Source organism: Variovorax sp. LjRoot290 (genome assembly GCF_964253985.1).
GTDB lineage: Bacteria > Pseudomonadota > Gammaproteobacteria > Burkholderiales > Burkholderiaceae_C > Variovorax.
On sequence record NZ_CAXURW020000003.1, the window covers coordinates 502,887 to 526,416 of the forward strand.

At 62.9% G+C, this 23,530-nt stretch carries 27 protein-coding genes; 17 read left to right on the plus strand and 10 right to left on the minus strand.

Going from position 1 to position 23,530, the window contains the following annotated elements; genetic code table 11:
• The first annotated feature begins 400 nt into the window (after positions 1 to 400).
• Entirely contained in the window at positions 401 to 622 is a 222-nt protein-coding gene (locus ACSQ9A_RS39925) for a hypothetical protein (RefSeq protein ID WP_436308206.1), read from the plus strand.
• Between the two features lie 123 nt (positions 623 to 745).
• Here ACSQ9A_RS39925 and ACSQ9A_RS39930 read toward each other — a convergent pair whose 3' ends face one another.
• A complete protein-coding gene (locus ACSQ9A_RS39930) occupies positions 746 to 2,128 on the minus strand; it encodes a Fic family protein (RefSeq protein ID WP_436308207.1) in 1,383 nt (460 codons plus the stop codon).
• A gap of 148 nt (positions 2,129 to 2,276) precedes the next feature.
• Complete coding sequence (locus tag ACSQ9A_RS39935; RefSeq protein WP_436308208.1) at positions 2,277 to 2,987, minus strand: hypothetical protein; 711 nt, start codon at positions 2,985 to 2,987, stop codon at positions 2,277 to 2,279.
• Positions 2,988 to 3,180: 193 nt separating this feature from the next.
• On the opposite strand from ACSQ9A_RS39935, the gene ACSQ9A_RS39940 reads away from it, so the two are divergent.
• Both ACSQ9A_RS39940 and ACSQ9A_RS39945 read left to right on the plus strand, forming a co-directional pair.
• On the plus strand, positions 3,181 to 3,849 hold the full coding sequence (locus tag ACSQ9A_RS39940; RefSeq protein WP_436308209.1) for an HAD domain-containing protein: 669 nt from the start codon (positions 3,181 to 3,183) through the stop codon (positions 3,847 to 3,849).
• Between the two features lie 14 nt (positions 3,850 to 3,863).
• Positions 3,864 to 5,441, plus strand: a complete 1,578-nt coding sequence (locus ACSQ9A_RS39945; RefSeq protein ID WP_436308210.1) for an ATP-binding protein — start codon at positions 3,864 to 3,866, stop codon at positions 5,439 to 5,441.
• A 121-nt stretch (positions 5,442 to 5,562) separates the two neighbouring features.
• Here the strand turns inward: ACSQ9A_RS39945 and ACSQ9A_RS39950 are convergent, their stop codons facing one another.
• From ACSQ9A_RS39950 to ACSQ9A_RS39980, 7 genes are all read right to left on the minus strand, one after another.
• Entirely contained in the window at positions 5,563 to 6,141 is a 579-nt protein-coding gene (locus ACSQ9A_RS39950) for a hypothetical protein (protein WP_436308211.1), read from the minus strand.
• 105 nt (positions 6,142 to 6,246) lie between these two features.
• Positions 6,247 to 7,959, minus strand: a complete 1,713-nt coding sequence (locus ACSQ9A_RS39955; protein WP_436308212.1) for a hypothetical protein — start codon at positions 7,957 to 7,959, stop codon at positions 6,247 to 6,249.
• An 8-nt stretch (positions 7,960 to 7,967) separates the two neighbouring features.
• On the minus strand, positions 7,968 to 8,264 hold the full coding sequence (locus ACSQ9A_RS39960; protein ID WP_436308213.1) for a hypothetical protein: 297 nt from the start codon (positions 8,262 to 8,264) through the stop codon (positions 7,968 to 7,970).
• A gap of 114 nt (positions 8,265 to 8,378) precedes the next feature.
• A complete protein-coding gene (locus ACSQ9A_RS39965) occupies positions 8,379 to 10,097 on the minus strand; it encodes an esterase/lipase family protein (RefSeq protein WP_436308214.1) in 1,719 nt (572 codons plus the stop codon).
• Between the two features lie 143 nt (positions 10,098 to 10,240).
• Positions 10,241 to 10,669: an A1S_2505 family phage non-structural protein gene (locus ACSQ9A_RS39970; protein ID WP_436308215.1), complete on the minus strand. Its 429-nt coding sequence runs from the start codon at positions 10,667 to 10,669 to the stop codon at positions 10,241 to 10,243.
• Positions 10,666 to 11,223, minus strand: a complete 558-nt coding sequence (locus tag ACSQ9A_RS39975; protein WP_436308216.1) for a YcbK family protein — start codon at positions 11,221 to 11,223, stop codon at positions 10,666 to 10,668. The genes ACSQ9A_RS39970 and ACSQ9A_RS39975 overlap by 4 nt, the downstream gene beginning before the upstream one ends.
• Positions 11,224 to 11,386: 163 nt before the next feature.
• A complete protein-coding gene (locus tag ACSQ9A_RS39980) occupies positions 11,387 to 11,659 on the minus strand; it encodes a hypothetical protein (protein WP_436308217.1) in 273 nt (90 codons plus the stop codon).
• A 329-nt stretch (positions 11,660 to 11,988) separates the two neighbouring features.
• Here ACSQ9A_RS39980 and ACSQ9A_RS39985 point away from each other — a divergent pair, with 329 nt between their 5' ends.
• The 5 genes from ACSQ9A_RS39985 to ACSQ9A_RS40005 all read left to right on the plus strand — a co-directional run bounded on the left by ACSQ9A_RS39985 (position 11,989) and on the right by ACSQ9A_RS40005 (position 15,319).
• Positions 11,989 to 12,465, plus strand: coding sequence for a hypothetical protein (locus ACSQ9A_RS39985; RefSeq protein ID WP_436308218.1), 477 nt, complete (start codon positions 11,989 to 11,991; stop codon positions 12,463 to 12,465).
• 14 nt (positions 12,466 to 12,479) lie between these two features.
• On the plus strand, positions 12,480 to 12,932 hold the full coding sequence (locus ACSQ9A_RS39990; protein ID WP_436298030.1) for a bactofilin family protein: 453 nt from the start codon (positions 12,480 to 12,482) through the stop codon (positions 12,930 to 12,932).
• Positions 12,933 to 12,939: 7 nt separating this feature from the next.
• On the plus strand, positions 12,940 to 13,875 hold the full coding sequence (locus tag ACSQ9A_RS39995; RefSeq protein ID WP_436308219.1) for a hypothetical protein: 936 nt from the start codon (positions 12,940 to 12,942) through the stop codon (positions 13,873 to 13,875).
• 27 nt (positions 13,876 to 13,902) lie between these two features.
• On the plus strand, positions 13,903 to 14,583 hold the full coding sequence (locus ACSQ9A_RS40000) for a hypothetical protein (RefSeq protein ID WP_436308220.1): 681 nt from the start codon (positions 13,903 to 13,905) through the stop codon (positions 14,581 to 14,583).
• An 85-nt stretch (positions 14,584 to 14,668) separates the two neighbouring features.
• Entirely contained in the window at positions 14,669 to 15,319 is a 651-nt protein-coding gene (locus ACSQ9A_RS40005) for a hypothetical protein (protein ID WP_436308221.1), read from the plus strand.
• A 22-nt stretch (positions 15,320 to 15,341) separates the two neighbouring features.
• Here the strand turns inward: ACSQ9A_RS40005 and ACSQ9A_RS40010 are convergent, their stop codons facing one another.
• Positions 15,342 to 16,448 carry a hypothetical protein gene (locus ACSQ9A_RS40010; protein WP_436308222.1) on the minus strand — a complete coding sequence of 369 codons (1,107 nt, stop codon included), beginning with the start codon at positions 16,446 to 16,448 and terminating at the stop codon, positions 15,342 to 15,344.
• Positions 16,449 to 16,687: 239 nt separating this feature from the next.
• On the opposite strand from ACSQ9A_RS40010, the gene ACSQ9A_RS40015 reads away from it, so the two are divergent.
• The 9 genes from ACSQ9A_RS40015 to ACSQ9A_RS40055 all read left to right on the plus strand — a co-directional run bounded on the left by ACSQ9A_RS40015 (position 16,688) and on the right by ACSQ9A_RS40055 (position 23,522).
• On the plus strand, positions 16,688 to 18,211 hold the full coding sequence (locus ACSQ9A_RS40015; RefSeq protein WP_436308223.1) for a DNA topoisomerase: 1,524 nt from the start codon (positions 16,688 to 16,690) through the stop codon (positions 18,209 to 18,211).
• Positions 18,208 to 18,714, plus strand: coding sequence for a DNA topoisomerase (locus ACSQ9A_RS40020; protein ID WP_436308224.1), 507 nt, complete (start codon positions 18,208 to 18,210; stop codon positions 18,712 to 18,714). Before ACSQ9A_RS40015 ends, ACSQ9A_RS40020 begins: the two co-directional genes overlap by 4 nt.
• Positions 18,715 to 18,776: 62 nt before the next feature.
• Positions 18,777 to 19,097 (plus strand): hypothetical protein, encoded by a 321-nt coding sequence (locus ACSQ9A_RS40025; RefSeq protein WP_436308225.1) that lies wholly within the window; start codon positions 18,777 to 18,779, stop codon positions 19,095 to 19,097.
• Positions 19,098 to 19,152: 55 nt separating this feature from the next.
• Complete coding sequence (locus ACSQ9A_RS40030) at positions 19,153 to 19,380, plus strand: hypothetical protein (protein ID WP_436298023.1); 228 nt, start codon at positions 19,153 to 19,155, stop codon at positions 19,378 to 19,380.
• A 13-nt stretch (positions 19,381 to 19,393) separates the two neighbouring features.
• On the plus strand, positions 19,394 to 19,906 hold the full coding sequence (locus ACSQ9A_RS40035) for a hypothetical protein (RefSeq protein ID WP_436308226.1): 513 nt from the start codon (positions 19,394 to 19,396) through the stop codon (positions 19,904 to 19,906).
• Positions 19,907 to 19,918: 12 nt separating this feature from the next.
• A complete protein-coding gene (locus ACSQ9A_RS40040) occupies positions 19,919 to 20,395 on the plus strand; it encodes a hypothetical protein (protein WP_436308227.1) in 477 nt (158 codons plus the stop codon).
• A gap of 389 nt (positions 20,396 to 20,784) precedes the next feature.
• Positions 20,785 to 21,687 (plus strand): hypothetical protein, encoded by a 903-nt coding sequence (locus ACSQ9A_RS40045; RefSeq protein ID WP_436308228.1) that lies wholly within the window; start codon positions 20,785 to 20,787, stop codon positions 21,685 to 21,687.
• On the plus strand, positions 21,590 to 22,204 hold the full coding sequence (locus ACSQ9A_RS40050; RefSeq protein WP_436308229.1) for a hypothetical protein: 615 nt from the start codon (positions 21,590 to 21,592) through the stop codon (positions 22,202 to 22,204). Before ACSQ9A_RS40045 ends, ACSQ9A_RS40050 begins: the two co-directional genes overlap by 98 nt.
• A 28-nt stretch (positions 22,205 to 22,232) precedes the next feature.
• Positions 22,233 to 23,522, plus strand: coding sequence for a hypothetical protein (locus ACSQ9A_RS40055; RefSeq protein WP_436308230.1), 1,290 nt, complete (start codon positions 22,233 to 22,235; stop codon positions 23,520 to 23,522).
• Positions 23,523 to 23,530 lie beyond the last annotated feature (8 nt).

A 23,530-nucleotide genomic window follows, 5' to 3' on the forward strand; every position in this document is an offset into this window, starting at 1 on the left:
CCACGCGCATGTGGACCGGGAAAAGAGGCACCGTCGCGGGGGAGGAGCGTGCATTACATCTCCCACATGAAAACTTTTCCCCTTCCTCCCGATAGCCTGCGCCAATGGCGCGCTTCCCACCCTCTCCGGGCGGACGCCCAGGACGACGGTCTCGCCATTTATGAGGCGCCGCCCTTTGCGACCTGGCGTGGTTACCTCGTCGGGCCCGCTGACTGGAATGCGGAAGCTCCCTCGCGGGCACTCCAGGGAACACGATCTCGGCGGTGCTAAATGCCTGGTTGAAGCAATATCCGTCGCATTGAACAGGTGTCTCGTGACATCAGAGCCTTCAGCTTCGGGCCAGGACCTGTCGAACTTCTAGACAGGTAACATCCGCGCACCTGTACTCAGAAGCGACACGGTGAACAAAGCTGCCCTCAACCTCGCGATCTTCGTCGCGCTCATCGTTGTTGCCACCGCCGGCGCAGGGGTCTTCTTGGCGCTCAAGGATACGGAACAAGTGGCGGGCGACCTCATGTTTCGCGCTGGCTACTACCTCGGTCGGAACGTGTGGTTTGTGGCTGCTTTTGCCCTGGCCGTAGCGGCCGGCGGCGTGATCAAGATCTCAGACAGTCAGCGCTGAAACAGCCGGCTGGCTAGCTCGGCGCCGGCAAGCTGATCGGGTCGCGGTTCACCGAGCGGGAGATTGCGGAGCCCTCGAAGGCATGCAACCGGGCGAGATTGGTTGGCTTCGGTGGCTGCCGCCTTATGGAAGCGGCCGCATTCCTCTGCCCGAGTGCTCGACGCCGGAGTCTGCCCGCTGGGAGAACCGCTCAATATCCGGCAGCCGCAGCCCATACGGTGCGCCAACGAACGGGTTGTCGATGCAGGCGCTCACGATCTGGGCGACCCGGTCGACGAACTCGGCCGAATCGGCTGGGTCGACGCTGGACGGTACATTCACCTCGGCACCTTCGAGGATCCGCTCACGAACGGCTTGGCGTAGCTCGCTGTCGTAGCGCAAGTCAATCTCGTGCGGATCGCGCTCGGACTGCGTGATCGAGAAGCTCTCGAATGACCGGTGACAGGCCTGCACATAGACCTCGGCCAGAATCCGCGGATCCTGTTGCTCGTAGACGGCGGCAAGGCCGAGTTCCATCTCGTCCTTGTTCACGTCGAGCCAGCTGATCGGCAGGATGCCGTTGCGCAGGAGTGGTACGTTGGTGCAGAGCCGCGCGACGCGCTTGTTGCAGTCGTCGAACGGTTGTAGATAGGGCAGATGCACCAGGAGGAAAAGGGACTGCTCGTAGGGATCGACGATCTGCGCGGCCTTCTGCACGACAAGGCTGAATAGGCGCTTGATCTCCATTGGGATCGTCGGCGGGATGTAGCTGCTGCCCGCGATCCGCACCTGGGTCGCGCGCATGGCGCCTTGGCGCATTGGGTTCGTGAGCAAGCCGCTCGAGAGGATGGCGTGGACGCTGCGGATGTCATGCTCGGTGATGCCCACGTCCTCCTCGCGAGGCGGATGATTGATCCCTTCCACAATGAACTTGGCCGCCTGGAAGTGGTTCATCAGCACCTTGCGGTCCCGGGGCGCCAGATTCGAAATCGGCGAATCCTCTTCGAAGAAGTTCTTCGTGGCCAGGTGGCCGTAGTCGACACCCTCCAGGCGGCTCGAAGCGTAGGAGAGGTCGCTCATGAACCGGCGCATCTCGCGGTCCTGCCGCGCGCCGCGCTCCCAGGTGCCCGGTGCGCAGGCAACGTGCAGGCCGGCCAGCTCGTTCGATCGGAGGTAACGAGTTTCATTGGGGACGTAGCCGTCCAGTAGCCCGTTGTCGTAGGCCACGCGCTCGCGACCCGACACCTGTGACGTGAGGTGCATGTGCAGCGCGGCGCGGCGCAACACGTCCGTCGGGATGTAGTAGGCGTTGCGTCGGCTACCTGGGTCGATCAGCTGCACCAGGCCTTCCTGGGCGAGCTGCTTCAGACGGCGCCACACGGCGGTGCGTTCGATTCCCGTGGTGGCGTCCTGTACCAAGGCACACTTCTCCATCAACTGCCCGATCGAAATACCCGTGTCGCCGGCAATGCCGATGTGGAGCGCAAGCTCTCGCTTGTGCGGGTCGGTGATTCGGGTCAGATCCATGTGCATGTCGCCGGGGTCAGGCGTCCTCTCCATCCGTGAAAGAGGCCATGCTACGAAAATGAGGCATTGTTGCGTGCAATGTTTCGAGGACTGTCCCGCAACGGAACAGAGTTTGAAATGCCCGAGCCGGAAGGCGGCCCCCTGGCAATCAGTGGCGCGCAGCAGAAGCAAAAATGATCGCGGCAGCCCCGAACAAGAGAGGGAAGAGAACCTCCATCCACATGCGAAGGCGTCGGCTTGCCCCGACCTGAGAAAGTTTTGTCTTAAGCCAGTTGCTTCTCTCCAAGAAGCGAAGAATCTGGGCGTTATGCGCTGCCTCGGCCTCGTCGTATAGTTGCTCCGAGTCTGGCTGCTCGTAGTAGCGGGCCCTGAGTTTGAGGCTTAGTGCTTCCCTGGTCTCCTCGAACCGCTTCAGCTTAGTCGTCCCTAGATCCTTCAGAATCCGATCGGAAGCGACCTTGAGTTTTGCATCGGCAAGAGCGCGGCCGATGCCGAAGGCGGTGAGGTCCGAATAGACCCGTACCAGAAACGTCAGCTCGAAGAAGCTGCAGACTGCTACTCCAACAAGAATCAAACGGCCGCCAAAGTCGGCGGTGAATTTCGCTACGGGGGTTTCTATGCTCACGGCGCCTTGCGGCACAGATACGACGCCGGCGGTGAGGAGAAGAAGCAAGGTGGCGATTGCAAGTAGGACTCGCTGATCCTTGCGCGTTCCCTCCGCCAGAAAGTCTGTTTGGAGCGCGATCAGATGTTCCTCGACGCCTTCCAGAAAGGCTGCAAACTCGTTACTGGGCGATGTGCCAGTGTCGGGGTTGGCTGGTGCGTCCGGGTTTGTCGTAGTAGAGGTCGAGTTGCCCACCGTGTACCTTCAGTCTGCATGTACCCCAGCCGATCCTCCCAGCTAGTGCTCCCGCACTGGGCTCTGCTGGGCAAGCATGAAAGGGACCTGCTCCCCGTCCACAGGATAGTTTGGGAACGACCTTGGAGCAAGGGGCTCCTTCGGGAAGCCTCGTTGGGCGGCCGCTCGAATCGCGATCAACTCAAAAACTTCCTTGTCGTTGATCGTTACAGATGACAATACGTCCGTTTCCGTAGAATGCCGCGAACAATTAAATATGCTCATGCCGCCGCTCCAGACATACTGCCAAACGATCCTCTGCCTGGACTTCGACGGCGTTCTCCATCGTGCATCGGATGCGATTCACATCTCCGATCGCCCAGCGAGCGGGCCGCTACTGGCGGTGCAGCTGAAGGCCCAAAGGCGGCTGGTATGGCTCAACGAGCTGAGCGACGTTCTCGCCGCCCGCCCGGAGGTCGGCATCCTCGTGCACTCAACCTGGCGGCGCAAGTTCGATCAAGGAACGCTGGCCCACTTGCTCGGAGATCTGCAGGATCGAGTCATTCAGGCGCCGTCGTACTTCGTGGACCTGGATGCTCCGGCGCCTGACTTCATCCGCCAGGCTCTCGAATGGATCAACGAAACGCGACGCGAGGCCAACGTTTCGGAGCTGACGATCGAGGAAATCGTCGTGCTTGACGACCGCGCGGAGTTCTTCGCTGGCGACGCTGAGTTGACTCAGCGTTTGCTCGTCACCGACCCGAACCTCGGGCTATCGATGGCACAGACACGCATCCAGCTCTCGCGCATGCTGGACGCTGCTCGCAGTGATCGACACTTCGTGACCCCTGAAGTCAGCACGGGGCTCACGTCGAAATTCTAGGATACGCGACCGCCGTGGCCATCTCCGATGTCGAACTCACGACGACGCCGCTGACCCAGACGGCGCAGGCTGCACACGCTGTCGCGACGCCGGCCCTCATGCGCATCATCTTCGGTTTCGATGACCCGATGCTCCAACGTGGCCAGCAGGTCCCCGTCGCCTGGTCGGAGGCCGACGCTGTCAACGGCCACATGCTTCTCGCCGGGAAGTCCGGCAGCGGCAAGACCTTCACCCTTCGACGCATCGTCCGCCAGGTCACGCGCGCGCAGCGGGGCGTCCGCATTCACCTGATGGACGTGCACGGCGACCTCGAACTGGATGACACGTCGACGGTGATCTTCTCGGAGTCGACCCCCTATGGGATCAACCCACTCAAGCTATCGTCCAACCCGCATTACGGAGGCGTCCGAAAGAGAATCCAGGCATTCATCGAGATGGTGAACGACGCCAGCCGCACGCCGATGGGCGATCGTCAGATCGCTTCATTGCGCAACTTGCTGCAGGATCTCTACGCGCAGCACGGCTTTCGCGCCGACGACGCTTCGACCTGGCACGAAGAGCCGGGTGAAGCTCCTGCGCATGGCGAGGGCAGGATTTTCCTAGACGTGCCGTTCGAGTCAAAGGACGGCGCAAAGGATGCTGCGCGCGCCGCTGGGATAACGTTCCAGTTCGACCGAGACGCGAAGTGCTGGTGGACCGATCGCCACGAAGGCCCGCTGGAGCGATACCCGCAGAAGCGTTTCGGCAAGCACTATCCATCCCTCGCGGACGCAGCTGCGTTCGCCAAGACACGTCTCCGCTCGTTGACCACTGGCGGCGGGACGAAGGCGACGCGGCTGCTCGAGGAGCACCACAAGAAGGTCGTGGCTTGGCAGGCGAAGGCGCGCAAGCTGGGCGCCGGCCTGGCCAACGGCGAGGACGTTGAAGAGGCCAAGAAGGAAGTCGAGCACGGGATGGAGGGCGTCATCGAGACCTTCACCGACTACGTGACCGGGATCGCGACCGGCAGGGAGCTCGACGCGCTCATTCGCTACGACACGCTCGACACGATGCGCTCGATCGTGAATCGCCTGGAGACCATCGTCGCGAGCGGGATCTATCGCAGTGCGGAGCCACCCTTCGATGACGCGGCGCCTGTGTGGCGCTACAACCTCACCGCACTCTCGGGCACCGAACAGAAAATGTTTGTCTGGACCCGGTTGACAGAGATCTTCGAGGCGGCGCGCGAAAAGGGCATCGTAAAGGGCGCGGCTGAAGTGCGTGATCTCATCGTGGTGGACGAAGCGCACAACTTCTTTGCCGACAAGGACACCAACGTGCTCGACAAGATCTCGAAAGAGGCACGCAAGTTCGGAATCGCGCTGATCGCTGCGAGCCAGAGCCCCACGCACTTCTCCGAAGACTTCCTGGCGAACACTGGCACAAAAATTCTGCTCGGCCTGGACTCGCTCTACTTCGACGGCACCGTGCGCAAGATGCGCATCGACAAGGAGGTGCTGGGTGCCGTGGTTCCGGGGAAGGTGGCTGCCATTCAGACCTCCGTGCGTGGCGAGCAGTCGCCACAGTTCAAGCTGGTTCGCGTGTCAGGTTAGCCGAGGAGTTAGCAGGATTGCTTCGCCGTTTGCGTCGCTCCGAAGCAAAGACCGCAACAAGGCGTCCTGGCCGTCCTGGCAGGAAGCCAAAATCTGAGACTTGTTGAGCGGAGCCTGTCACTCAGGAGCTCGGAATCTCCGGCAGCTTCTTCCATTGTGGCTCTTCGCCCGTCATCTCAAGAAGCCACGTCGACCCGTCGACGCACAGTGCCACTACTGCGTCCTGGGAGTTTTGGTTGCCATTGACAGTTCCAATGCTCCGAACAGGGAACACCTGAATGATTCCGCGGCCGGTGACGGTGACGGATGCTGGCAGATTCAGAGGTTTTTCGATAGCGAGTTTTATCTTCTCGATCTCGGCCTCTACTTCGAGATAAATTCTCTTATGACGCCCTCCCATCAACGAGATCCCGACGACCGAGGCAACTGCAAGAAGGGTGGCGCCGATGACATGAAATGTCGGTGGCTTGAAGAGATCCAGGGCAATCCAGGCCCACAATAGGCAGAGTAAAAACAGGGGTACGAGAGCCGTCGCTGCGGCATCAGTCTGTCCTTTAGATTCCTTCACTTCGGCGTAAAGGTCTGCGTTGATAGCCTCCCACTCCTTAGGCGGCTCGCGAGATGACAGTTCCCGTTTTCGGGTGGTGCGCTTTAGCGCATCTGCTTTTGGCTCGGCTGGCCGATGTTTTGCTTCTACCACTATGCCGCTCCTTGATAGTGCGGGGTCTCATGGTAGAGCCGTTCCCCGATCTGTCCAGAGGATCGTTGGCGGCCTCGAAGCCCTGGACTTCGCAACGCCTCCGATCTACGGAACCTCGCGTTGCCCCGCCATCTCACGGGTCCTCTGCTCGTGGAACGCGGCGACCCGGCCGAGCATGGATGCCGCGCCGTTCTTCCATTCGCTCACCGAGGCGTCGAGGGCATCCTTGGCCCTCTCGGCGGACGGCCCATGGGACAGGACGACTATGGCGCGTTCCGGCGCCGCCATGGGGGCGTCCGGCCGCGGGGAGGTGCCGAGGATGAACCGATCGACGTCCAGAGCGGTGTTGGCGCCTCGCGACGACGGGGCCGGCGCGCCGGCGCGGGTATTGGACGGCGCTGCGCGAGCAGTCTTCTGGTAATTAGGCGCAGCAGGAGCAGCCTTGATGGAATCACGGAGCGACGGTTTGGCCGGAGCCGCGGTCTTGGCGCTGACGTCGTGCGCAGCCGGAGAGGCTGCCACCGTGGCCACGGGCGCTCGGTTCGCAGCGGCGACCGGCGCCGGCGTCGGAGCTGGCGTACTCACCGCGGAAACCACCAGGGCGGTCGGTACCGATGGTGTCGCTGCCGCCGGCGGCGCGGGCGTTGCTGCCACCACCTGGTCGGCCGGCGGGAGCTTGCGACTAGTCAACGCGAAAACCGCGTCGACGCGTTCGTTCTTCAGCGGATCAGCGCGCTTCACGGTGGCCGCCGCGACGGCGACCGGCACGCCCATCTTGTGGGACTGCGCCAGGTGTTGCTGATACGTGCGATGCGCAAGGTCGTAGAGTGCCGCGCCGTAGGACATGCTCGCAGCGTGACTGCGAACGCCCTCGAAGGATTCGAGCTCGCGCTCGTCCATCTCGGCGCCGGTGAAGATCTTCGCGCGCAGATTGCTGCTCGCGTTGTACGTGGCGGATACCGCGAGCATGCCCAGCTGCGGATGCCGCCTCATGTTCTCTTGACCTTCCGCCAGGAACTCGGCGGCCCGCTTGGCGCCGCGCAGCGGATCCGGGTCGCTGGCACCGGCGTGCTGCTGGTCGATCTGGAAGAGGCCGAAGCTGGCCTTGGCTCCGCTCTTGACCACGTCCTCGATGCTCTTGCCCTTGTTGAGCAGCTCGACGCCCTTGCGATCGAACCCGACCTGCATAACCCCGCTGCTCTCGGTGAAATAGGCGCCAGCGATGAGGCGCGGCTCCACGCGGATGCGGCGCTCCTGGTACAGCTCCGCAGATGCCTGGTCGGCCAGGCGTGCCACGTCCCAGGGGTGGAGCGTCCAGTGAGTTTCCTTCTGCTTCGAGGCGTTGTTGAAGACGCGGGCGGCGATCGGGGCGAACTGGCCATAGCTCAGCACGGCGGTCTGTTCGGCCGACGGCATCTCGACCTTCGTGTCTTTCGGGAGCGGCATGGCCCGGCTCATCTCGGCCGCCGCATTCGTGTCCGATGGAAGCGGCCGGCTGAGAATCTGGATGCGGGCGCGGTCCGTCTCGTTCATGGCAGGCGCAGTCGCTGGCGGCGCTACCGATGCGGACGCGATCGCAACCGACCGAGTGGCCGCGGGAGCCTTCGCCGCCAGCGCGACCTGCTTGGCCTGGTCGCCGCGGGCCTGCATGTTCCCGATCACGTCAGCGATCTTGTGGGCGCCCGGTCCCATCATTGCCGCGGTCGCCGCGAGACCTGACGCGAACATTGCCGCGGCTTTGAACAGCTTGGCGCTCTTGCCCCGGACCTCGACATCGACTGGCGTCGCTGCGCCGCCTTGGAGTTCTACTTCCGTCACGACCGGTCTCAACCCTTCATGCGGTCGGTGGCCACGGGCGCGCCGGTGTCCTCGTCGAGCTCGGCAAAGACCAGCCCTTCGTCGGATAGCAGCTGCTCGATGACCTCAGGGCTGAGCGGTTCGGCCTCGGATCCGAGCTCCTCGGCGGTTCCATCTTGACCCGTCACGGACAGATGGGTGGCGTGCAGCTCCACCTTGCTGAATGGCAGGCGGCCGACGCGGGGCAGGGCGCCGATGGCGAACTGGGCTTCGTCGCCCTCGCCCAGGCGGACGATGGCGAATTCAGGGGAGTCAGGTTTGGTCATGGAGCCTCGCATGGTCAATGCATCCCGCGCGCGCGCGCGGGTGCAATCGCGCAATGCTAGGTCCGAACGCCCGGATTCTGCCGGATGTTTTCTGAAGCCGAGGCCAGGATCATTTCAACTCCAAGCCTGCGCCACCATGCGCAGCTTCGCCGCGACTGCACCGGTCTTGGCTGTCGCGCCGTCCTTGTGCAGCTGGACTTCCACGGTGAGCGCCTTGCCATCAAAGTCCTCGGGCGCAAACTCTTGCGTCCACTTGCGTTCGCGCTCCGGAATATCGGTGTCCTCGGCGATCTTCAGCCACTCGTAGTGGACCTTCCAGATGCCCGGAAGTCCTTTGAGCTCAGCTTTCTTGCCGGGATCGTCCGTTTGGCTCTCGGCGGGCTCGAAGATGGTCACGACAAGGGAGTCTCGGAACAGCGTCACGCCCTCGTAGTGGCCGTCGGCCCAGAAGGCCTTGTTCACCTCGTAGTCTGGGGCGCGAATTCCCAGCGTGACCGAGTAAGAGATCCCTGGGCGCTTGGCGTTTACCTTGGCAAGCTTCGACAAGAAAACCGTGGAGAGGTGCACCGACTCGACCTTCGATGTTCGATTCTTTATCTGCTGGTAGGTACGGCAAGCGGGAGAGTCTTCCTCTGATTTGCGTCGGCTGAGCGCCCAGGTCTTGCCGCGCGTGGCCACGACGAGCTCTGTCTGATAGACGGCGTCAATCTTGCGGCCCTTCTTCTCTTCAGCGAGTACGTCCGCCGGCAAGGTGACGTCCGCGATGTCAAGCCAAAGGTCGATTCGGAAATTCCCGAACAAGAAACGAGTGAGGTTCTGATACGCCTCTTCGGAGTTGACTATCCCAAAGGCGCCCGAATGAGCTCGGTAAGTGTATGCGCAGGCCACCGGCTTCTCGATGACCGCTCCGGCGTCGGTGCGCTCCCTGTACCAAAGGCTCGCGTTCTCGATGCGAACGAGCCCGTCGCTTCCACGTCCGACAAAGGTGCGCGACAGGCCCGCCGCGGTCTCGTAGTCGAGGCGATTGGTCCCTATCATGCAGAACCAGTTTTCAGGCGTAGGTGAGATTGATTGAGGAAGGAAGTTCACCTCGTGATCCGCTTCGAGCGCCAGGTACTTCCGCATCACGTCCCGGTTGAAGTTGCTTGCATCGCCGAGGAATCCGGGGACGTTGATTCCTCCAACTTCGATCCCATTGTGCGGAGTCGCATAGGTAAACACCTTCGCAACGCACCCGCGAACGGAAGCTACGGGCTTGTCATCGATCATCGGCCTCTCGAGCGCGGCATTCTGAAGGAACGCGCGTACAACCAACCCTCCCATGGAATGCGCGACGAGATAGCACTTGAAGTCCTCGTCTGTGTAGCTCGGGTCAGCCTTCTTGGCCTGTACCTGCACGAGGTCACGCACCTGCGCGATGAGCTGCGCGAGCTCCGCCGCATAGTGCTCGATGGACTCAGGTTTGCCGTCCCCCTTCAATCTTGATCCGGCGTCGTAGAAGCGATGAATTACGATCGACGCAAGTGGGATGCCTTCGGTCAACCTTAGCTCGCCATCGGGCCCCATCCGATAGGCCGGATCAAGGATCTCCAGGCCGTCCCTGTACAAGACCCGGTACCCGTAGTCGGATGCGAGCCGAACCAAGGGCGACTCGAAGAAGTACGACTTCGGCCGCTCCCGGTCGGCGGTAGCGCGATAGACGGTTGATCCGATGTTGAAACCGCAGTAGGGGTCCGCAGTTGTTTGGTCCCGCTCGTCTGCCGTGAAGGCGAAGCCCCGCACGTAGATGATGGGGTACAGCTTGGCCTGCGGCGCCTTCTTCTTGGTTGCCATCATTCGACTCCTCGTCAAGGACACCCGCCCAAGACGAAATATGTCGGTGCTCGGCGCCCAGCGCCATTTGTCGAACGGTATATCTCGCTAGGTGGACAGCAGCCGGCGATGCAACCTGCCGCCGCTTAAGTACGCTGTATCGCTCAAGGGAACTTGATCGCTGGTCTCGACGACGACTCAACCCTCAGAACCTCGAGGAACCTGGAGGGTAGCGCGCAGTTGCTCGGCGCGCCGGCGAACATCGGCCCGATCTCCGCGGGCTTGTAGCCTGACAGGCCGCAGCCGATCGGCGTCACCTCGAACTGGAGGTCCGGCCGGCTGGCGGCGAAGGCCAGGAAGCGCTGGACGTGCCTCTGGATCTCGGGAAGGGACAGTGGCACCAGCGTTCGATCTGGCAGCTGGTCCTTCGTTGGGATCGCATACGAGTTGCCCTGGAGGCCCTCGCCTTGGCCATAGATCGCGCCGCGCTGCTGGCGCGCGAAGAGGGCGGCGCCCTTGCCGTGGCGCCCAGCGGTGTTCGAGCCAAAAACGAACACTGCGCCGTCGACCCGGCCGCTAACGAGGGACTTCAAGAGCGCCAGCTCCGCACGCGACCCGAATCCGTGTGGGTGAAGGACTTGCCTACGTAAACTCCGACACCGCCGGCGCCGAGCCATTGCGCGAAGCGGCCGAACTGCTCGATCGGCACACCGGGGATACGTGCATCGATCGCTCCACCGCGCATGTGCCAGCTGTCGCGTGCCGACCCCTCGACGATCGAATTCGTGATCGGATGCCTGAAGGCACTTGTCCAGTCGATAGGCCTCGCCATGTTGAACCACCCGAGCCAGCTCGTGATGGCGTAGTGCACGTCGAAGATGATCGGGTTCATCATCGTCCACTGAGACACCTGCTGTGGCGTGAAGCGCCCCGAGTCCAAAGCGCGGCGGATGTGCGGGCTGTTGTCGCGCATCCGCCGCTCCAGCGTCGTATCCCGTGCGAACCAGCAGAGGCGCTCGTACTCGCCCTGGATAAGCTGGCCTTGTCGCCAATAGGTGCTCTTGATGACCTCGCCCGTGGAAGTGCGTCGAACCCAGATGGTGCGATCCCGGGTCCAAAACTCGTCGCGCTGGGCCGCCGGGGGCAATGCGCCCGCCGAAGCGGCATTCGCTTGGGCGATCGCGACGCCTGGCTCCTGAAGAAGGAGCACTGAGCCGAGCCCGAGACCGCCCAGGCCGCGAAGCGCCGCGCGTCGAGTGACCGATTCCGCAAGAGCCGGCGCGGCTGTGGGCTCGAGGTGAATGAAGGGGTCAGGTGATCGCATCGGTAGCGGATTCGGCTGGAGTGTGAGGTCTGCTCGGGCCCGCGCGGAGCGCACAGCCGATGACCTTCGCCAGACTGGAGTCGACCTGGCACGCGACCGTCCGCTCGCGTGAGAGCGTCATGACGGTGAGAACCTCGATGGCCAGGCACGCGTTGGGACCGAACCCTCCGCATACCTTTGCGCCCTTCCTGTCTTCCGGATCATCGCCCCAGTAGCGCACGGCGGCCGACACGTCGTCGAGAGTGAACGTGACCGCCATGGGCGCGGCCAGATCGGGATGTGGCTGCTCGAGGAGGGCGGCGAGCTCCGTCTGGTCGTTTAAGGGTCGGCTCGCTCGCGCTCGTTTCTTCCTTGAACTCATGTGTGAAGTAACAACGCCTCGCGGGTTGCTGGATTGGAGTGGTGGGTGATATTATTACCCGCATAAGTAGTACAGCACAAACGCAAAAAACGGAGTTAGGCGCGTCTCTCCGAGTTGTGCGCAGATCTTGGGGAAATGCATTGAAGACGGAATCTCCTGGGGGGCGGTCCTCCGCATCTGCCGTCGCGCGTAGCAACGGTGCGCGCTCTCCATCGCGCGGCCAGGCCGTGACCTCTGCGGACTGGACGCGCGCACTGCTCCGTTCGGATGTGATCGAACTGCCCGGCTTCGCGGGGCCTGTGATCACGGCAAAGGGCGTACCTTGGATAACCTTCGGGCCCGACTCCCCGGATGCCGCTGCCCTGAACGCGAACTCGGTGGCATCGCGCATTCGCATGCGAACGGTGGTGGTGCTCGCAGCCGCCAGCACGGTCGCCGCATTCGCACTCGGTTCGCTTTTTCAGATTTACCTCACCTCTTCAGCTACCGAGCAACGCAGGACATCCACGCTGCCTGCCTGGAAGGTGATCCGAGTCGACGCCGAGGGCGTGACCGTCGCACTGGAGGGCGCCGCCGCTCGCCCGTTGCGCGTCCAGCTCGGCAAGCCCTTGCCCAACGGTGAGCTGCTCCTTCAAACAGATCCCGTGCGCCGGATCTACCGGACACCGACGGCAAGCGTGCTCGTGCGCGAAGACGCCAACTGACCCTCTCCACCGCCATGAACAGTTCTTCCCTTAGCGCACATGCTTCTGCTCACCCCGATGCGGAAGCGGCGGTCTCCACCTTACGCGTCTCCATCGAGGAGCACGGAATTGGGATGGTGATTCCCCCGAAGGCCGTGTTTCAGGGCACGCTCGAGCTCAACTGCGGAGTGGTCATCTACGGGACCTTCCGCGGTACGCTCGACTGCAAGAAGGGGACAGCCATCATCGCACCAGGCGCAGAGTTCTCAGGGCGCTTGACGGCTGAGCGAATCAAGGTGGCGGGGAAGGTGGGCGATCCCGCCAAGGCGGCCAAGGACAGTGCGCTGCTCATTGCGAGCGAGGATTTGCAGATCGGCGAGGGCGCGGACATCCATGCGGTGGTACGTGCGCCGCTCTTCAACATTCCGCTCGGGGCCAAAATGAACTCGAGCGTCATCAAGTCGATGTTGGGGACGGGAGCAGGCTGATATGGCGATGAGCGTTATCAACCGAGTGCGGTTCACTGCCTGGGCCTGGCTCGCCTCCGCATTCCTTCTGGGGACGGCGACCGGCGTGTTTGCTGCCGGAGTCCCGCTCTGGAGCCAACTTCAGGCCGCCAGGAACGATGCGGCGCGATTGGAGCAGGTCGAGAACTTGATAAGGCACGTGGAGCCCGGCGTGGACGCCGAGACACTGGCTTCCCTGGAGGAGCCGCCGCGCGCAAGCGCTCTACTACCGACCTCCGCGCTACCCGCCCCCGCGCCCCAGCAAAGGATGCCGGACCCAGCTCCAGTTTTCGCGCAGCAGGTGACAACGGCACAGGTGGCGAAGGTCACTGCGCCGGCGCCCGAGGCAGCGCTCGCCGCGCAGCAGGCTGCGCCCATTGCGACTCCAGCGGTGCCAGCTGCGGCAGCGCAGCCACCAGGTGCTCCTCCCCGTGGTCCAAGCGACGCAGAGCGGAAGGCCGCGGACGCTCGGAAGGCAGCACAGGCCGCAGAAGACGCAGAGCGCAGGGCCAAAGCCGAGCGCCAGGCCAAGCTCGATCGCGAGCAGAAGCTTGCCAAGGCGGCCCAGGAGGCGCAGCTGAAGAAGGATCGCGAACGTGAGCAGGCTGAGGCGCGCGCTGCCGCTGCGCGTGCAAAGCCCGTGATCGAAGCCCCGGTGCGCCGAGAGCCGCTGGTGCAGCTTGCCGCTCCGGTGCCTGCCGCAGGGACGAACGCTCCTACTGAGCGCGTCACCAAGGACGAGGCCGGCCTGGCGGAAGTGCAGGCAGGAGGCGTGACGTTCAAGAGCGGCCGCCGTGTCGCGGTAGGCGACAGCTTTCCGAGCGGTGAAAAGCTCATCAGCGTCGATCCTGGCATTGGCGAGATCATCACGAGCAAGCGGCGCATTGTCATCAAGGCCGCCCCGCAAGTCGCCCCGCCACAGTAACGAGCGCCCCTTTTGGACGAGACGCCCATGAACACCCCACGCACCTTTCGCACTATCGCCCTTGTGGCTCTTCTTGCCTCTTTCGGCGCCCACGCTGGCACGGTGATGGTCAACGGGGCCGCGATCACGGCGACGCCTCCTGAGGGTTTCTGCGAGCTGAACGACTCGAACCCGAGGGATGCGGAGCTGCTGAGCCAAACCCGCCGAATGCTCCAAGGCAGCAACCACCTTGTGATGTCGTTCGCAAAGTGCGAAGAGGTCGCGGGCTTCCGGAAGGGCCGCCGACAAACACTTGACCACTTCGGGCAGATCCTGGTGCCGATGCCGAGAGGCCAGCTCCAGAAAGTATTCGCCTCACGCCAGGCATTTGTCGCAGCGGCGAACACTTGGGCGACGAAGATCAGCGAAGAAACTCTGAAGCAGGTCGATGCGAAGTTGCGTGCTGCGACAGACGGCTCGACCTCGCTCAACCAAGACCTGGGGGTGCTCGGCACTGACGATGCCGCCATCTATATCGGCCTGCTCGCGAATGCCCCGGCGGAAGACGGCTCTAAACGTGTCTTGCTGGGTGTGACTGGAATGACGGTCATCAAACAACTGCCCGTTTCCATGAACTTGTACGAGGCCAAGCATCCGAGCAGCACGGTGAGCCGCATGCTTGCCATTCAACAGAAGAATCTGGCCGCGCTCGTTGCGTCCAATCCTTGACCGTCGGAACGCGCTCAATCCCAGCACATCGGCGCGCTCGGCAAGCCATCAATCACTTCCAGCCCCACCACCTTTAAGGGACATCTTGTACACACTCTCGAACATTGGCCGTTTCAGGCGCCTCGCAACCGTCGGCGTCATGGCGGCACTCCTTGCAGGTTGCGCCTCGATCCGCGAGACCTCTGCCAAGTACACGTTGCTGGAGAGGGACCCATCCAAAGGGGTGGTCGTTGGAACGGTTTTTGAGCGCTCGGTGTTCGTTCCCTATGGAGCCTACTTCTATCTTCAATCTCCCGACAACGAGCGAATCATTGTTGCCAGCGGCGGAAACACTGGGCGCGCCACCATCGTCAACAATCTGCCCAAGCTGCCGAAGGGCGTGGGCAGTACGTTCGCCCTTCAGCTTTCCCCTGGCAAGTATCAAGTGACCGGGTGGGCCCTGGACTATGGCCGCTTGATCAAACGATCAGAGGCGTTCTCGCGGCCGATCGAGTTCGAAGTGGCAGCCGGCCAAGTGAAGTACTTGGGCCGATTCGATGCCAATCGATTTCTGGAGTTGGCGTCGATCGAGGACAACTACGCAGAAGACCTCCCGCTGCTGACCAAACACCCGGTCCGGCCTGCCGAGATCGTCAATGGTTCGCTCAACGCGAAGGGGTGGTGGCTGCCGAATCCTGCTGGTAGGGATATCGTTGATCGGGCTGTCGGGAAAGGCCTGAAATGCGAGCAGTGCTGACGATGCGTGCGACGTGCCGCCGTTAAACTCCGCGTTTAGCAAACACCCCCTCAATCGCAGTGTTGAACCTTCCGGGGGCCTTCCGTTCCGCGGCGGTCAGTAAGGCAGTCTTGAAGGCCTTGCCTTGATCTGGCACCGACGGCGGGCTTGCGCCTAGAAGGGCCCAGGCGTCGAGGATCAGCTGGTCCGCTGCCTCCTTCCCGATCGCCTCTCGCAGATCCCAGCAGGTGCCGCCCCAAAGCAGAAGCCCCCGAAACGTCTCCGCGGGGAAGCTCGGATCTCGAGGTCCCGTATCTTTCACTGAGTTCCGTAGGTTCCAAGCGTCGCGGGCCATGCCCGACGCGAAATCTGGGCCGCCTCGGAAGCTCGCTGGGAAATAGGCCGATAGGCCCGATTCAAGGGCAATTGGCATGTCCGGACGCTTCGCTGCGGTTGCAAGCACGGCGTGCGACAGCTCACGAAGAATGAGGTCCTGTTCCTTCGCATACTTTGCGTCGATGAACACCCCCTTCGCCGGATCGTAGTAGCCCGACATTCCCTTCGAAACTTCGAGGTCCTTTAGAACATGGACGGCGATCGAGCCACCAACATCGCCGCCCAGCCCCTTCATGAAGTCAATGAACTTGGCAATGGTCGCGTCGAGGGCCTTCTGCAGGTCTGGGGTCATCTCTGGAGTTTGAACAAAGGAGACCGTACCAGGGTTGGCCGCTGATGGCAGCGAAGGGAAGGACCCTGCGGGCGTTTGCTTCAAGAACGTATCAAGTGCTTTCGCTGTCTTCTCGTCGGTGATAAGTCCGGCGTCGAGGAGAAACTTAAGATTCACCTTGGCTGTTCTTGGGTCGCCCGTCTTGATCATTTCTAACATCCTCGCCCCCTCAGACCTGGCCGTCTCCAAGGCGACCTGCTGGCGGCCATTTAAGAGCGCTACAGCTGCGTTCCCCAGTGCTGCAGTCGCGGCGGCAAGGACGGCTAGGACGAGAGGGCTGTGCCAGCTGAGTGTCGTCGCCTGTCGGCGACGTAGCTCGAGATCTTGCTCCCGACTCTTTTGTTCGCGCTGCTTCAGTGCGAACTCAGCCTCCCAGCGATCCTGTTCTGCTGTGGAGCCGGATTCAGCGCTTGTCTCGGACATGGCGTCTTCCTATTCTCATACGAATCCCCGGAAGCAGCTCGAGGACGGAAAGCACACACTCCCCGATCGTAGTAACCCCGCGCGAACTTAGCAAGGCCCGGTCCGCCAGGCCAGCCAAGGCAACAGCGCCTTGTTTGAACAAGAAACCAACGCAAAGAGAGAACTTCTCTTCGATTAAATTGCGCCGTGCAGTACTATTGCCGCAAACGTAACAAAGCGCGCAAGGTTTCAAAGTAGAGATGGCTGGTGAGCAGGTCGTATGGATTGCGGAAAAGCCCTCGGCTGCCTGGGATCTGGTCGCGGGCATGAAGCTCGCCTACGGCGTCAGATGCACGAACGAGAGTGCAGCTGGGCGCGACGGCTATTTCGTGATGGACAACGGTCACATCGTGTTGCCGCTTGCGGGGCACTTGCTTTCGACGGCTCGCGTCTCTGAGTACCTGTCGCCCGAGATGGCGAAGCTCGAGGAAGAGCGCGTTTTCGAGCGTTACAAGGACTTTCTGCCGGTCCTGCCGCCGAAGCTCATCACCCAACCGCGCACCGATGAGAAGAAGGGCGGGAAGGGGAAGAGCGCCGGCGCCGGCAAGCCTTTCGGCCCGTATCTGGTTGCCAAGAAGTTCCTGCGCCGCGGCATCAAGGTCATGAATGCCGGGGACACCGATCGCGAAGGCCAGCTGATCGTGGACGAGCTGCTCGAGCATTTTGGGATTGACCCCGCGGGCCCGAACGTCTTTCGAGTGGAGCTGGTCTCCAACCGTGCAGAGGACATCGCTGAGACGCTCAAGAAGCCTTTCGATCGCAACGGAGCGCCGAAGTGGGCTTTGCGCGGCGAGGCGGCGCGCGTTCGCCAGTACCTGGACTGGGTGTGGGGCTTGAACCCCTCGATGGCCTATCAGGCGATTCTGCAGAAGTCGAACGTTGGCGTGGGCCGGGTGCAGACGCCGGTCCTCGCCATGGTTGAGAACCGGCGCCTGGCGATCGCCAACTTCAAGCCCACCGACTACTTCATCCCCGTGATCACCCTGCGCGACGGCACCGTCATGCGATGGCACAGGCGCGAGGAAGCCGCCGGGACGCCGGGCTTCGACCACGAAGGCCGGATCATCGACGAACAGGTGGCCAAGCAGATCGTCCGCGCAATTACCGGCGGGCTTAAAGGCACTTGCGTCCAGGCCACCGCCAAGGAGCACAGCGAGAAGCCGCCCCTGCCGTTCTCCCTCGGCGCGCTGCAGGCCGAGGCCGCTCGCCAGCACGGCATGACTTTGGACGAAGTGACAGAGGCGGCGCAGAACCTCTACAAGAGCAAGGCAATCTCGTATGTCGGAACCGACTGCCGGTTTCTGCCCGAGTCGATGCATGCGGACGCTCGCAAGGTGATGGGGCAGCTCGCCAAGCTGTTTCCTGGCCATGCGCAGGGAGCGCACATGGAAATCAAGGGCGCGGCGTTCAACGATGCGAAGCTCGACGAGCATTTCGCGATCGTCCCAATGGGCCTGCCGAGCAACAGCGTCGGGATGAATGAGAAGGCCGTCTTCCGCACGATCGCGAAGCGGTTCATGGCGCAGTTCTACCCGGACTATGTCTACAAGCAGCACTCGCTCGTCGGGCGGTTCGGCCAGGACGAGTTCCGCGCCAGCCAGAAGCAGGAGATCCGCAAGGGCTGGAAGGAAGTCGAGGCGGACGGCGAAACAAGCGGCGAGTCCGAAGAGGGGTCGGCCGGCAATGGCGAAGTTCGCGGTGAAGTGCAAAGGATGCGCGGATGAGCGATCCCACCGACAAGTTCGCCGGCTACCAGACCGGTGCAGTGATGTACGCGGTGAGCGCCAAGGTCGAAGCGAAGCGCACGACCCCGCCCAGCCCGTATACGGAAGACGAGCTGATGGACGACATGATGGCGGCCCATAAGTTCGGACGCAACGACCGGGAGCGCGAGATGCTCAAGCGCGTCCAGGGCATAGGGACCTCGCGCACGCGCGACAAGATCGTCGCAAATCACCTTGAGCGGGACCTGCTTCGCCGCGTCAAGAAGGGCAAAAAGCACCAGCTGCACATTACCGAATTCGGCTCGTACCTCCTGAGCCAGTTGCCGGAGTCACTCAAGAGCGTCTCGATGACGGCTCTCTGGGAGCTCGCGCTCGCGGACATTGCCGAGGGCCGAGCGAATCCAGACCTTCTAAAACAAAAGATCTCCGAAAGGGTGAAAAGGTTGCTCACCGAAGCGTTTTCCTCGCGTGGCGTTTTGCCGACATTTCCCTCAGGGAAGTGACTGACGCGAAAATTCATTTGTCCGTGAAAGAATCACGACACAATGTAAATGGAGAACAATCTATGAACCTGAATCTCTCACATCAAGCAAGGGCACATCAAATGACAGCACTTTTGGGAGGCGTGGCGATGACGATGAACGGCATCGCACCGTCGCCGGAGCGGGCCACCCAGCTCAACACCCTCCTCGATCGCATCTCGGATGGCGTTGGCGTCACAGTCGAGCGCGTGAAGAGCGTCCTGTCCGCATACGCGGCGGGCGGCGCACCAGCGCGCACCGATCTCCTCGCCGCAGGCGCTGAATGGCGTGCCAATGTGCCCGCGTTGCGGCAAATGCCCGAGGCGCCGCACGACACCGACGGCGGCAACGCTCCGCGAGGCTGAGGCAATGAATGCGGCCGTTGTGAGCCAAGGGTCGGCGAGTCGTCTTGCTCGCGTGATGGCGCGCATCGAGTCGTTGCCGGACGACCTGCGGACGATGTTTCACTTGAGCATCGTCCGGGGCGCGCCGAAGGCGGCCGTTTGCCGCGAGAGCCAGATCGATGGCGCGGTGTTCGATCAGACCTACTCGCGCCTGATGCGCGAACTGAAGCGCGATCCTCATGCGCGCCTCGTCCTGCCGCAGGTTCCACGCCTGCGCTTCCCATTTCCCCCTACGAAGCCATAGGCCGGAGCTCTCCATGACCAAGCCGTCTGAAGGTTGGGACAAACCAGTCGTGCTCGACGATATCGAGCTTTACCACTTCGCGACTGAAGGTGAGCGCAAGCTCGCAGCCAGCCTGATCCGCTCGAGCATCGAGGACATGGTCCTGCTGGAGAAGGTGCGCACTGCCGAGCGCAATCTGAGCAGGAACGTCTCCGTCGAGGAGCTTCAGGTGAGCCGCGAGTGGGTTGCGAGCAATGGGGGCGTGCTGTCCTTCGAAGAATGCTGCAACATCTGCGCCCCCGACATGGACTGGCGTTCGGTCCAGCAGGCGATCCTCGTGGATCCCGAAGGCGCGCTCGAGCGAATCCGCAACCAGAACTCCGTCATCGTCGACAACGACGTGGCGCTGCCGCAGACCGAGGCGGAGATTGCCCGCGGCGACGAGCCGATCACCACCGGCCGGCTGGCCATGAGCCTGCTGCACATGATCCAGGGCGATCTCGACTTCGAGCCCGAGGGTGAGTCCGTCCGTCCGATGGCCTTCTGATACCGCCCTTCCATGATCTCCGTCGAGCGACTCCTCACAAATCTGGCCGTCCAGAACGGCGTTTCGTTCACTGCGGCCGGAATTCCGTATGGGGCGACCGAAGTGTTCGGATCCCTTGACTTCTCGTTCATGCCGGCGGTCGTCGCGGAAGCGATTCGCATAGCGCGCGCACTGAGCGAAGGCATCGAGAGCGACTTCGACATGGAGCTGGTCGGCGCGCAGTTGTTTCCGGCCGAGGAGGGATTCGAGTTCAACGTGACGGTGCGCCCGCTCGGCGACGACATCGGGGTTCTGCGGGGCCTCCTTTTTCAGCAAGCGGCCGATCGGGTCTTCGGCTGGAACGAGGAGAAGCTCGTCGATCTGATGGCCGTTTTCAAGCGCTTCAAGGAAGACGGGTACGAGCAAGAGCGCCAGTCCCTTGAGTCCTACACCGCGGCGCTCGCCGCGCGCGTCGAGGCACATCAACCCCAGACCGCAATGGCCGAATGACTACCTCCACAGGAAACGGCGCCGACGGCGCTTCCACAACTGCGAACGCGCCGCTCGGCTTCGGCGCCAACAGGTTCCTCAAGCACCAGCTCAAGACGGGCCGACTGCACACGAAGGGTTCAGGCACGGCATCGAGCGAGCCTGAGGTGCCAGTCGATGGCACTCGCGTTCCGTCGAGCGCGGCGCAGCTTTCCGCCGACGACACCGAACAGGCGGCTACACCCGTCCCAGGTGCTGCCCCTGCTCCTATCTCGGCGCCACGGCCGGTTGGCTTCGCTCGGCCGGCACAATTGCAAGCTGTAGGCGCGTCTTCCTCGAAGCCGGCGTCTGTCCCAGCGGCGGCTCCTGCTCCCATTGCTGCACCCGCTGCGGCAGCTGAACCCGCCCGCGTGGCTGGCTTCAGCCAAGGTCCGGCACAAGGGCCCGCACCAGCACCGGCGCCATCGTCTGGGGCCAGCAAATCGCCGCCGGCGGGCGGCTTCTCCGGCGCGGTCGCGTCGCAGCGCGCTTCCGATGCCACCAAGGTGCACATTTCAACGGTCAAGCTGCTCACGCGCTTGCTTGGCGCTGTCGCGGCTCGGCCCGGGCTTATGGCCGAGGAACACGAGCGCAGCGAAACGCTGCGCGACCTGCACCGCCAGGCGCTCGAACTGGGCACTGCGCTCGCGCAGCGCTGCGTATTGAACGGGCCGATTCCCGACTGGCTTCGCGCCCAGGCGACCGATGCCGCAGCGAACACGCTCTGCATGGCCTGGGAAGGCGGAATGAGTGCAGACAAGATCAAGGGCTTCAACGAGGCGCTGGCGCTGCAGCTTGGCTCGATCGCCCAGGAAGCCGAAGCGATCTCGGGGCGGGTCGGTTTCGACGGGTACGCGGTTGCGGATACGGTCGAGACCGCCCAGGCTCGCCTGTACGTCTCCATCACCGCCGCCATCGGCCGCCTGAGCGTCCTCGGCGTGCCTCCGGTTCGCGGAGCCCATTGCATCGCGGAGGTGGTGGACCACCTACAGGGGACCGAGAACCACGCGGGCCTGAAGCTCGATCTGCGCACTGCCTGGTTGCAAGGCAGCCTGGGCCGGTGCACCGACCTGATCGTCGCAGTCCTCCAATCGCAGGCTCTCGTCCCAGGCGGGGAGGACCGCCTCACCTTCGCACAGCGCCAGGCGCTGAGCCTTTTTCAAGAAGTCGAAACCTATGCGCAGCAATTCATCAATCGCAGATCCTCGGAACGGGTCGAAGGCGTTTCCGAAAGCCAGGAACCTGATCCTGGTTCTATGCCTCGCGCTCGGTAACCTCAGCATCGCCCAGGCCGCGCCCGACTACTGCGGGCAGGCGACCTCGGCAAGTCAGGCCGCACTCGACCGCGCCATCCAGCGCCAGAACCGGGCCAACACCAATCTTTCGAGCGCGATCAACCAGGCGGCCAATTGCCAGAACACCGTCACCGGCGCGATTGCTCGGGTCATCCCGCAGATGGCCCAGTCGAGCGGCTCGGGTGGCATCCTGGATCAGATGGCGAACAGCGCCATGAGCCAACTTACGAGCGCTGCGTGTTCGGCACTCAACCAAGCGACGAACCAGGCGACGGGACAGATCAACAGCGGCGTGAACCAGGGCCTCTACGGGCTCAATAGCGGCGTGAACAGCGGACTGGGCGGCGGCACGATCGGAAACATCGGCCAGAACGTCGTTGGTGCCGCAACGGGCAGCCTCGCAAACGGCGTCAATACGAGCGTGAATCAAGGCGCGCAGGCGACGAGCGGATCTGTCTGGGACTCGATCTCCTGCTCTATCAGCGGCAAGTGCTGAGCACCACGACCGCAGCCGGACCGAAAGAATGAAACTCATGCCCATCTTCCGCCTACGCTTTGCCCTAGTTCTGGCCCTGTTCGCCTTCGCTGGCGCCGCACACGCGCAGATCCCTGTGACTGACTTCGCACTTGGGATGCAGCTTCAACAAGCAACGCAGACGATCACCCAGACGATTAGGGATTCGACCTCGGACCAGACGGAGACGTTGACGAGGAACCTGGATGACCTGAAGAAGGGTCTGGCCAACGCGATCTCGGGAGCAGCAGAGACTACCTCAAAGGCCTCAAGCGGCGCCGCAAAGACCGTCGGGGAATCGGCTCAGCGCACCGCGTCGGAACAGGCCGCGATCCGCAACGAAGAGCGCTTTAGCGGCATCGACCCTTGCAATGTGCTCGTGAGCACTATTGGCACGTCGTCGGCCAGTCGAGGCGGGGTAACCGCAACGGGAGGGGGCGGCGGTGGAGCGCCAAAGCCCGCTCCCGGCGGCTCGGGAGGCATGGAGGCGGTGTTGAACGTCGCGGAGAAGAGGGCGCCAGCGGGGCTGCCCGAAGTCGAGGCAGCAAAGTCGGCGAAAGCAGCGTGCTCTACCTTTGCGAGTGGGCACCTTCGTGGACAGGCCTGCGCCGATTCCGGCTTCTCGGCCTCGAACAGCTCGGGCTACCCGAACGCCGACATTCGGGCGTCGACCCTGTTCGACGGTCCACAGACGAACCCTGACGGCAACGTCGTCAAGCGCCGCCTGACGGTCGACCTGGCGGGAAGCGACGGCACTGCGGTGCGCGCTCTGATGCGCAATCTCGATCAGCCGGTGCAACTGCAGGACCTATCCAAGGCCCAACGTAATTCCGACGCCGGCCGCCAGTTCATGGCGTTGGAGGATGTCTTCGCAGCGCGGATGAGCGTTGCGAAGTACCCTCAGGAAGCGCAAGCGAACTTGATCGCCGCCAAGGCCGAGCTGATCCCGATGCTGCAGCAGATGCTCAAGTCGGAAGATGCTCCGTTCGTCCAGAGCTATCTTCAGACCAATGCGCCGGATTGGTCCAGCAAGGGCATTTCGATGGCCGAGCTGATCGCCCTCGAAACGCAGCGCCGCTACATGAACCCCGACTGGCAGCTCCGTCTGCTCGCTATGTCCGACACGGACCTGGCGCGCGAGAACGTGCGGATGCAGGCCATGAACGCGTGGCTCCAGAGCATCGCACTGGACCGCCAGATCGTCGCCTCTGTCATCGACTCGAACACGGCCCAGGCCGCCATCCGCTCGGAAATGATGCCGCAGCTCGTCGCCGCCAACAAGCGCGCTGTCAACCGCTGATCTCAGGA

Bases quoted from the DNA above. Each gene is read 5' to 3' on its own strand.
- ACSQ9A_RS39930 (WP_436308207.1), bottom strand. From the start codon at position 2,128: ATGGATCTGACCCGAATCACCGACCCGCACAAGCGAGAGCTTGCGCTC.
- ACSQ9A_RS39960 (WP_436308213.1), bottom strand. From the start codon at position 8,264: ATGACCAAACCTGACTCCCCTGAATTCGCCATCGTCCGCCTGGGCGAG.
- ACSQ9A_RS39965 (WP_436308214.1), bottom strand. From the start codon at position 10,097: ATGGCAACCAAGAAGAAGGCGCCGCAGGCCAAGCTGTACCCCATCATC.
- ACSQ9A_RS39980 (WP_436308217.1), bottom strand. From the start codon at position 11,659: ATGGCGGTCACGTTCACTCTCGACGACGTGTCGGCCGCCGTGCGCTAC.
- ACSQ9A_RS39990 (WP_436298030.1), top strand. From the start codon at position 12,480: ATGAACAGTTCTTCCCTTAGCGCACATGCTTCTGCTCACCCCGATGCG.
- ACSQ9A_RS39995 (WP_436308219.1), top strand. From the start codon at position 12,940: ATGAGCGTTATCAACCGAGTGCGGTTCACTGCCTGGGCCTGGCTCGCC.
- ACSQ9A_RS40000 (WP_436308220.1), top strand. From the start codon at position 13,903: ATGAACACCCCACGCACCTTTCGCACTATCGCCCTTGTGGCTCTTCTT.
- ACSQ9A_RS40010 (WP_436308222.1), bottom strand. From the start codon at position 16,448: ATGTCCGAGACAAGCGCTGAATCCGGCTCCACAGCAGAACAGGATCGC.
- ACSQ9A_RS40015 (WP_436308223.1), top strand. From the start codon at position 16,688: ATGGCTGGTGAGCAGGTCGTATGGATTGCGGAAAAGCCCTCGGCTGCC.
- ACSQ9A_RS40020 (WP_436308224.1), top strand. From the start codon at position 18,208: ATGAGCGATCCCACCGACAAGTTCGCCGGCTACCAGACCGGTGCAGTG.
- ACSQ9A_RS40025 (WP_436308225.1), top strand. From the start codon at position 18,777: ATGAACCTGAATCTCTCACATCAAGCAAGGGCACATCAAATGACAGCA.
- ACSQ9A_RS40030 (WP_436298023.1), top strand. From the start codon at position 19,153: ATGGCGCGCATCGAGTCGTTGCCGGACGACCTGCGGACGATGTTTCAC.
- ACSQ9A_RS40035 (WP_436308226.1), top strand. From the start codon at position 19,394: ATGACCAAGCCGTCTGAAGGTTGGGACAAACCAGTCGTGCTCGACGAT.
- ACSQ9A_RS40040 (WP_436308227.1), top strand. From the start codon at position 19,919: ATGATCTCCGTCGAGCGACTCCTCACAAATCTGGCCGTCCAGAACGGC.
- ACSQ9A_RS40050 (WP_436308229.1), top strand. From the start codon at position 21,590: ATGCGCAGCAATTCATCAATCGCAGATCCTCGGAACGGGTCGAAGGCG.
- ACSQ9A_RS40055 (WP_436308230.1), top strand. From the start codon at position 22,233: ATGAAACTCATGCCCATCTTCCGCCTACGCTTTGCCCTAGTTCTGGCC.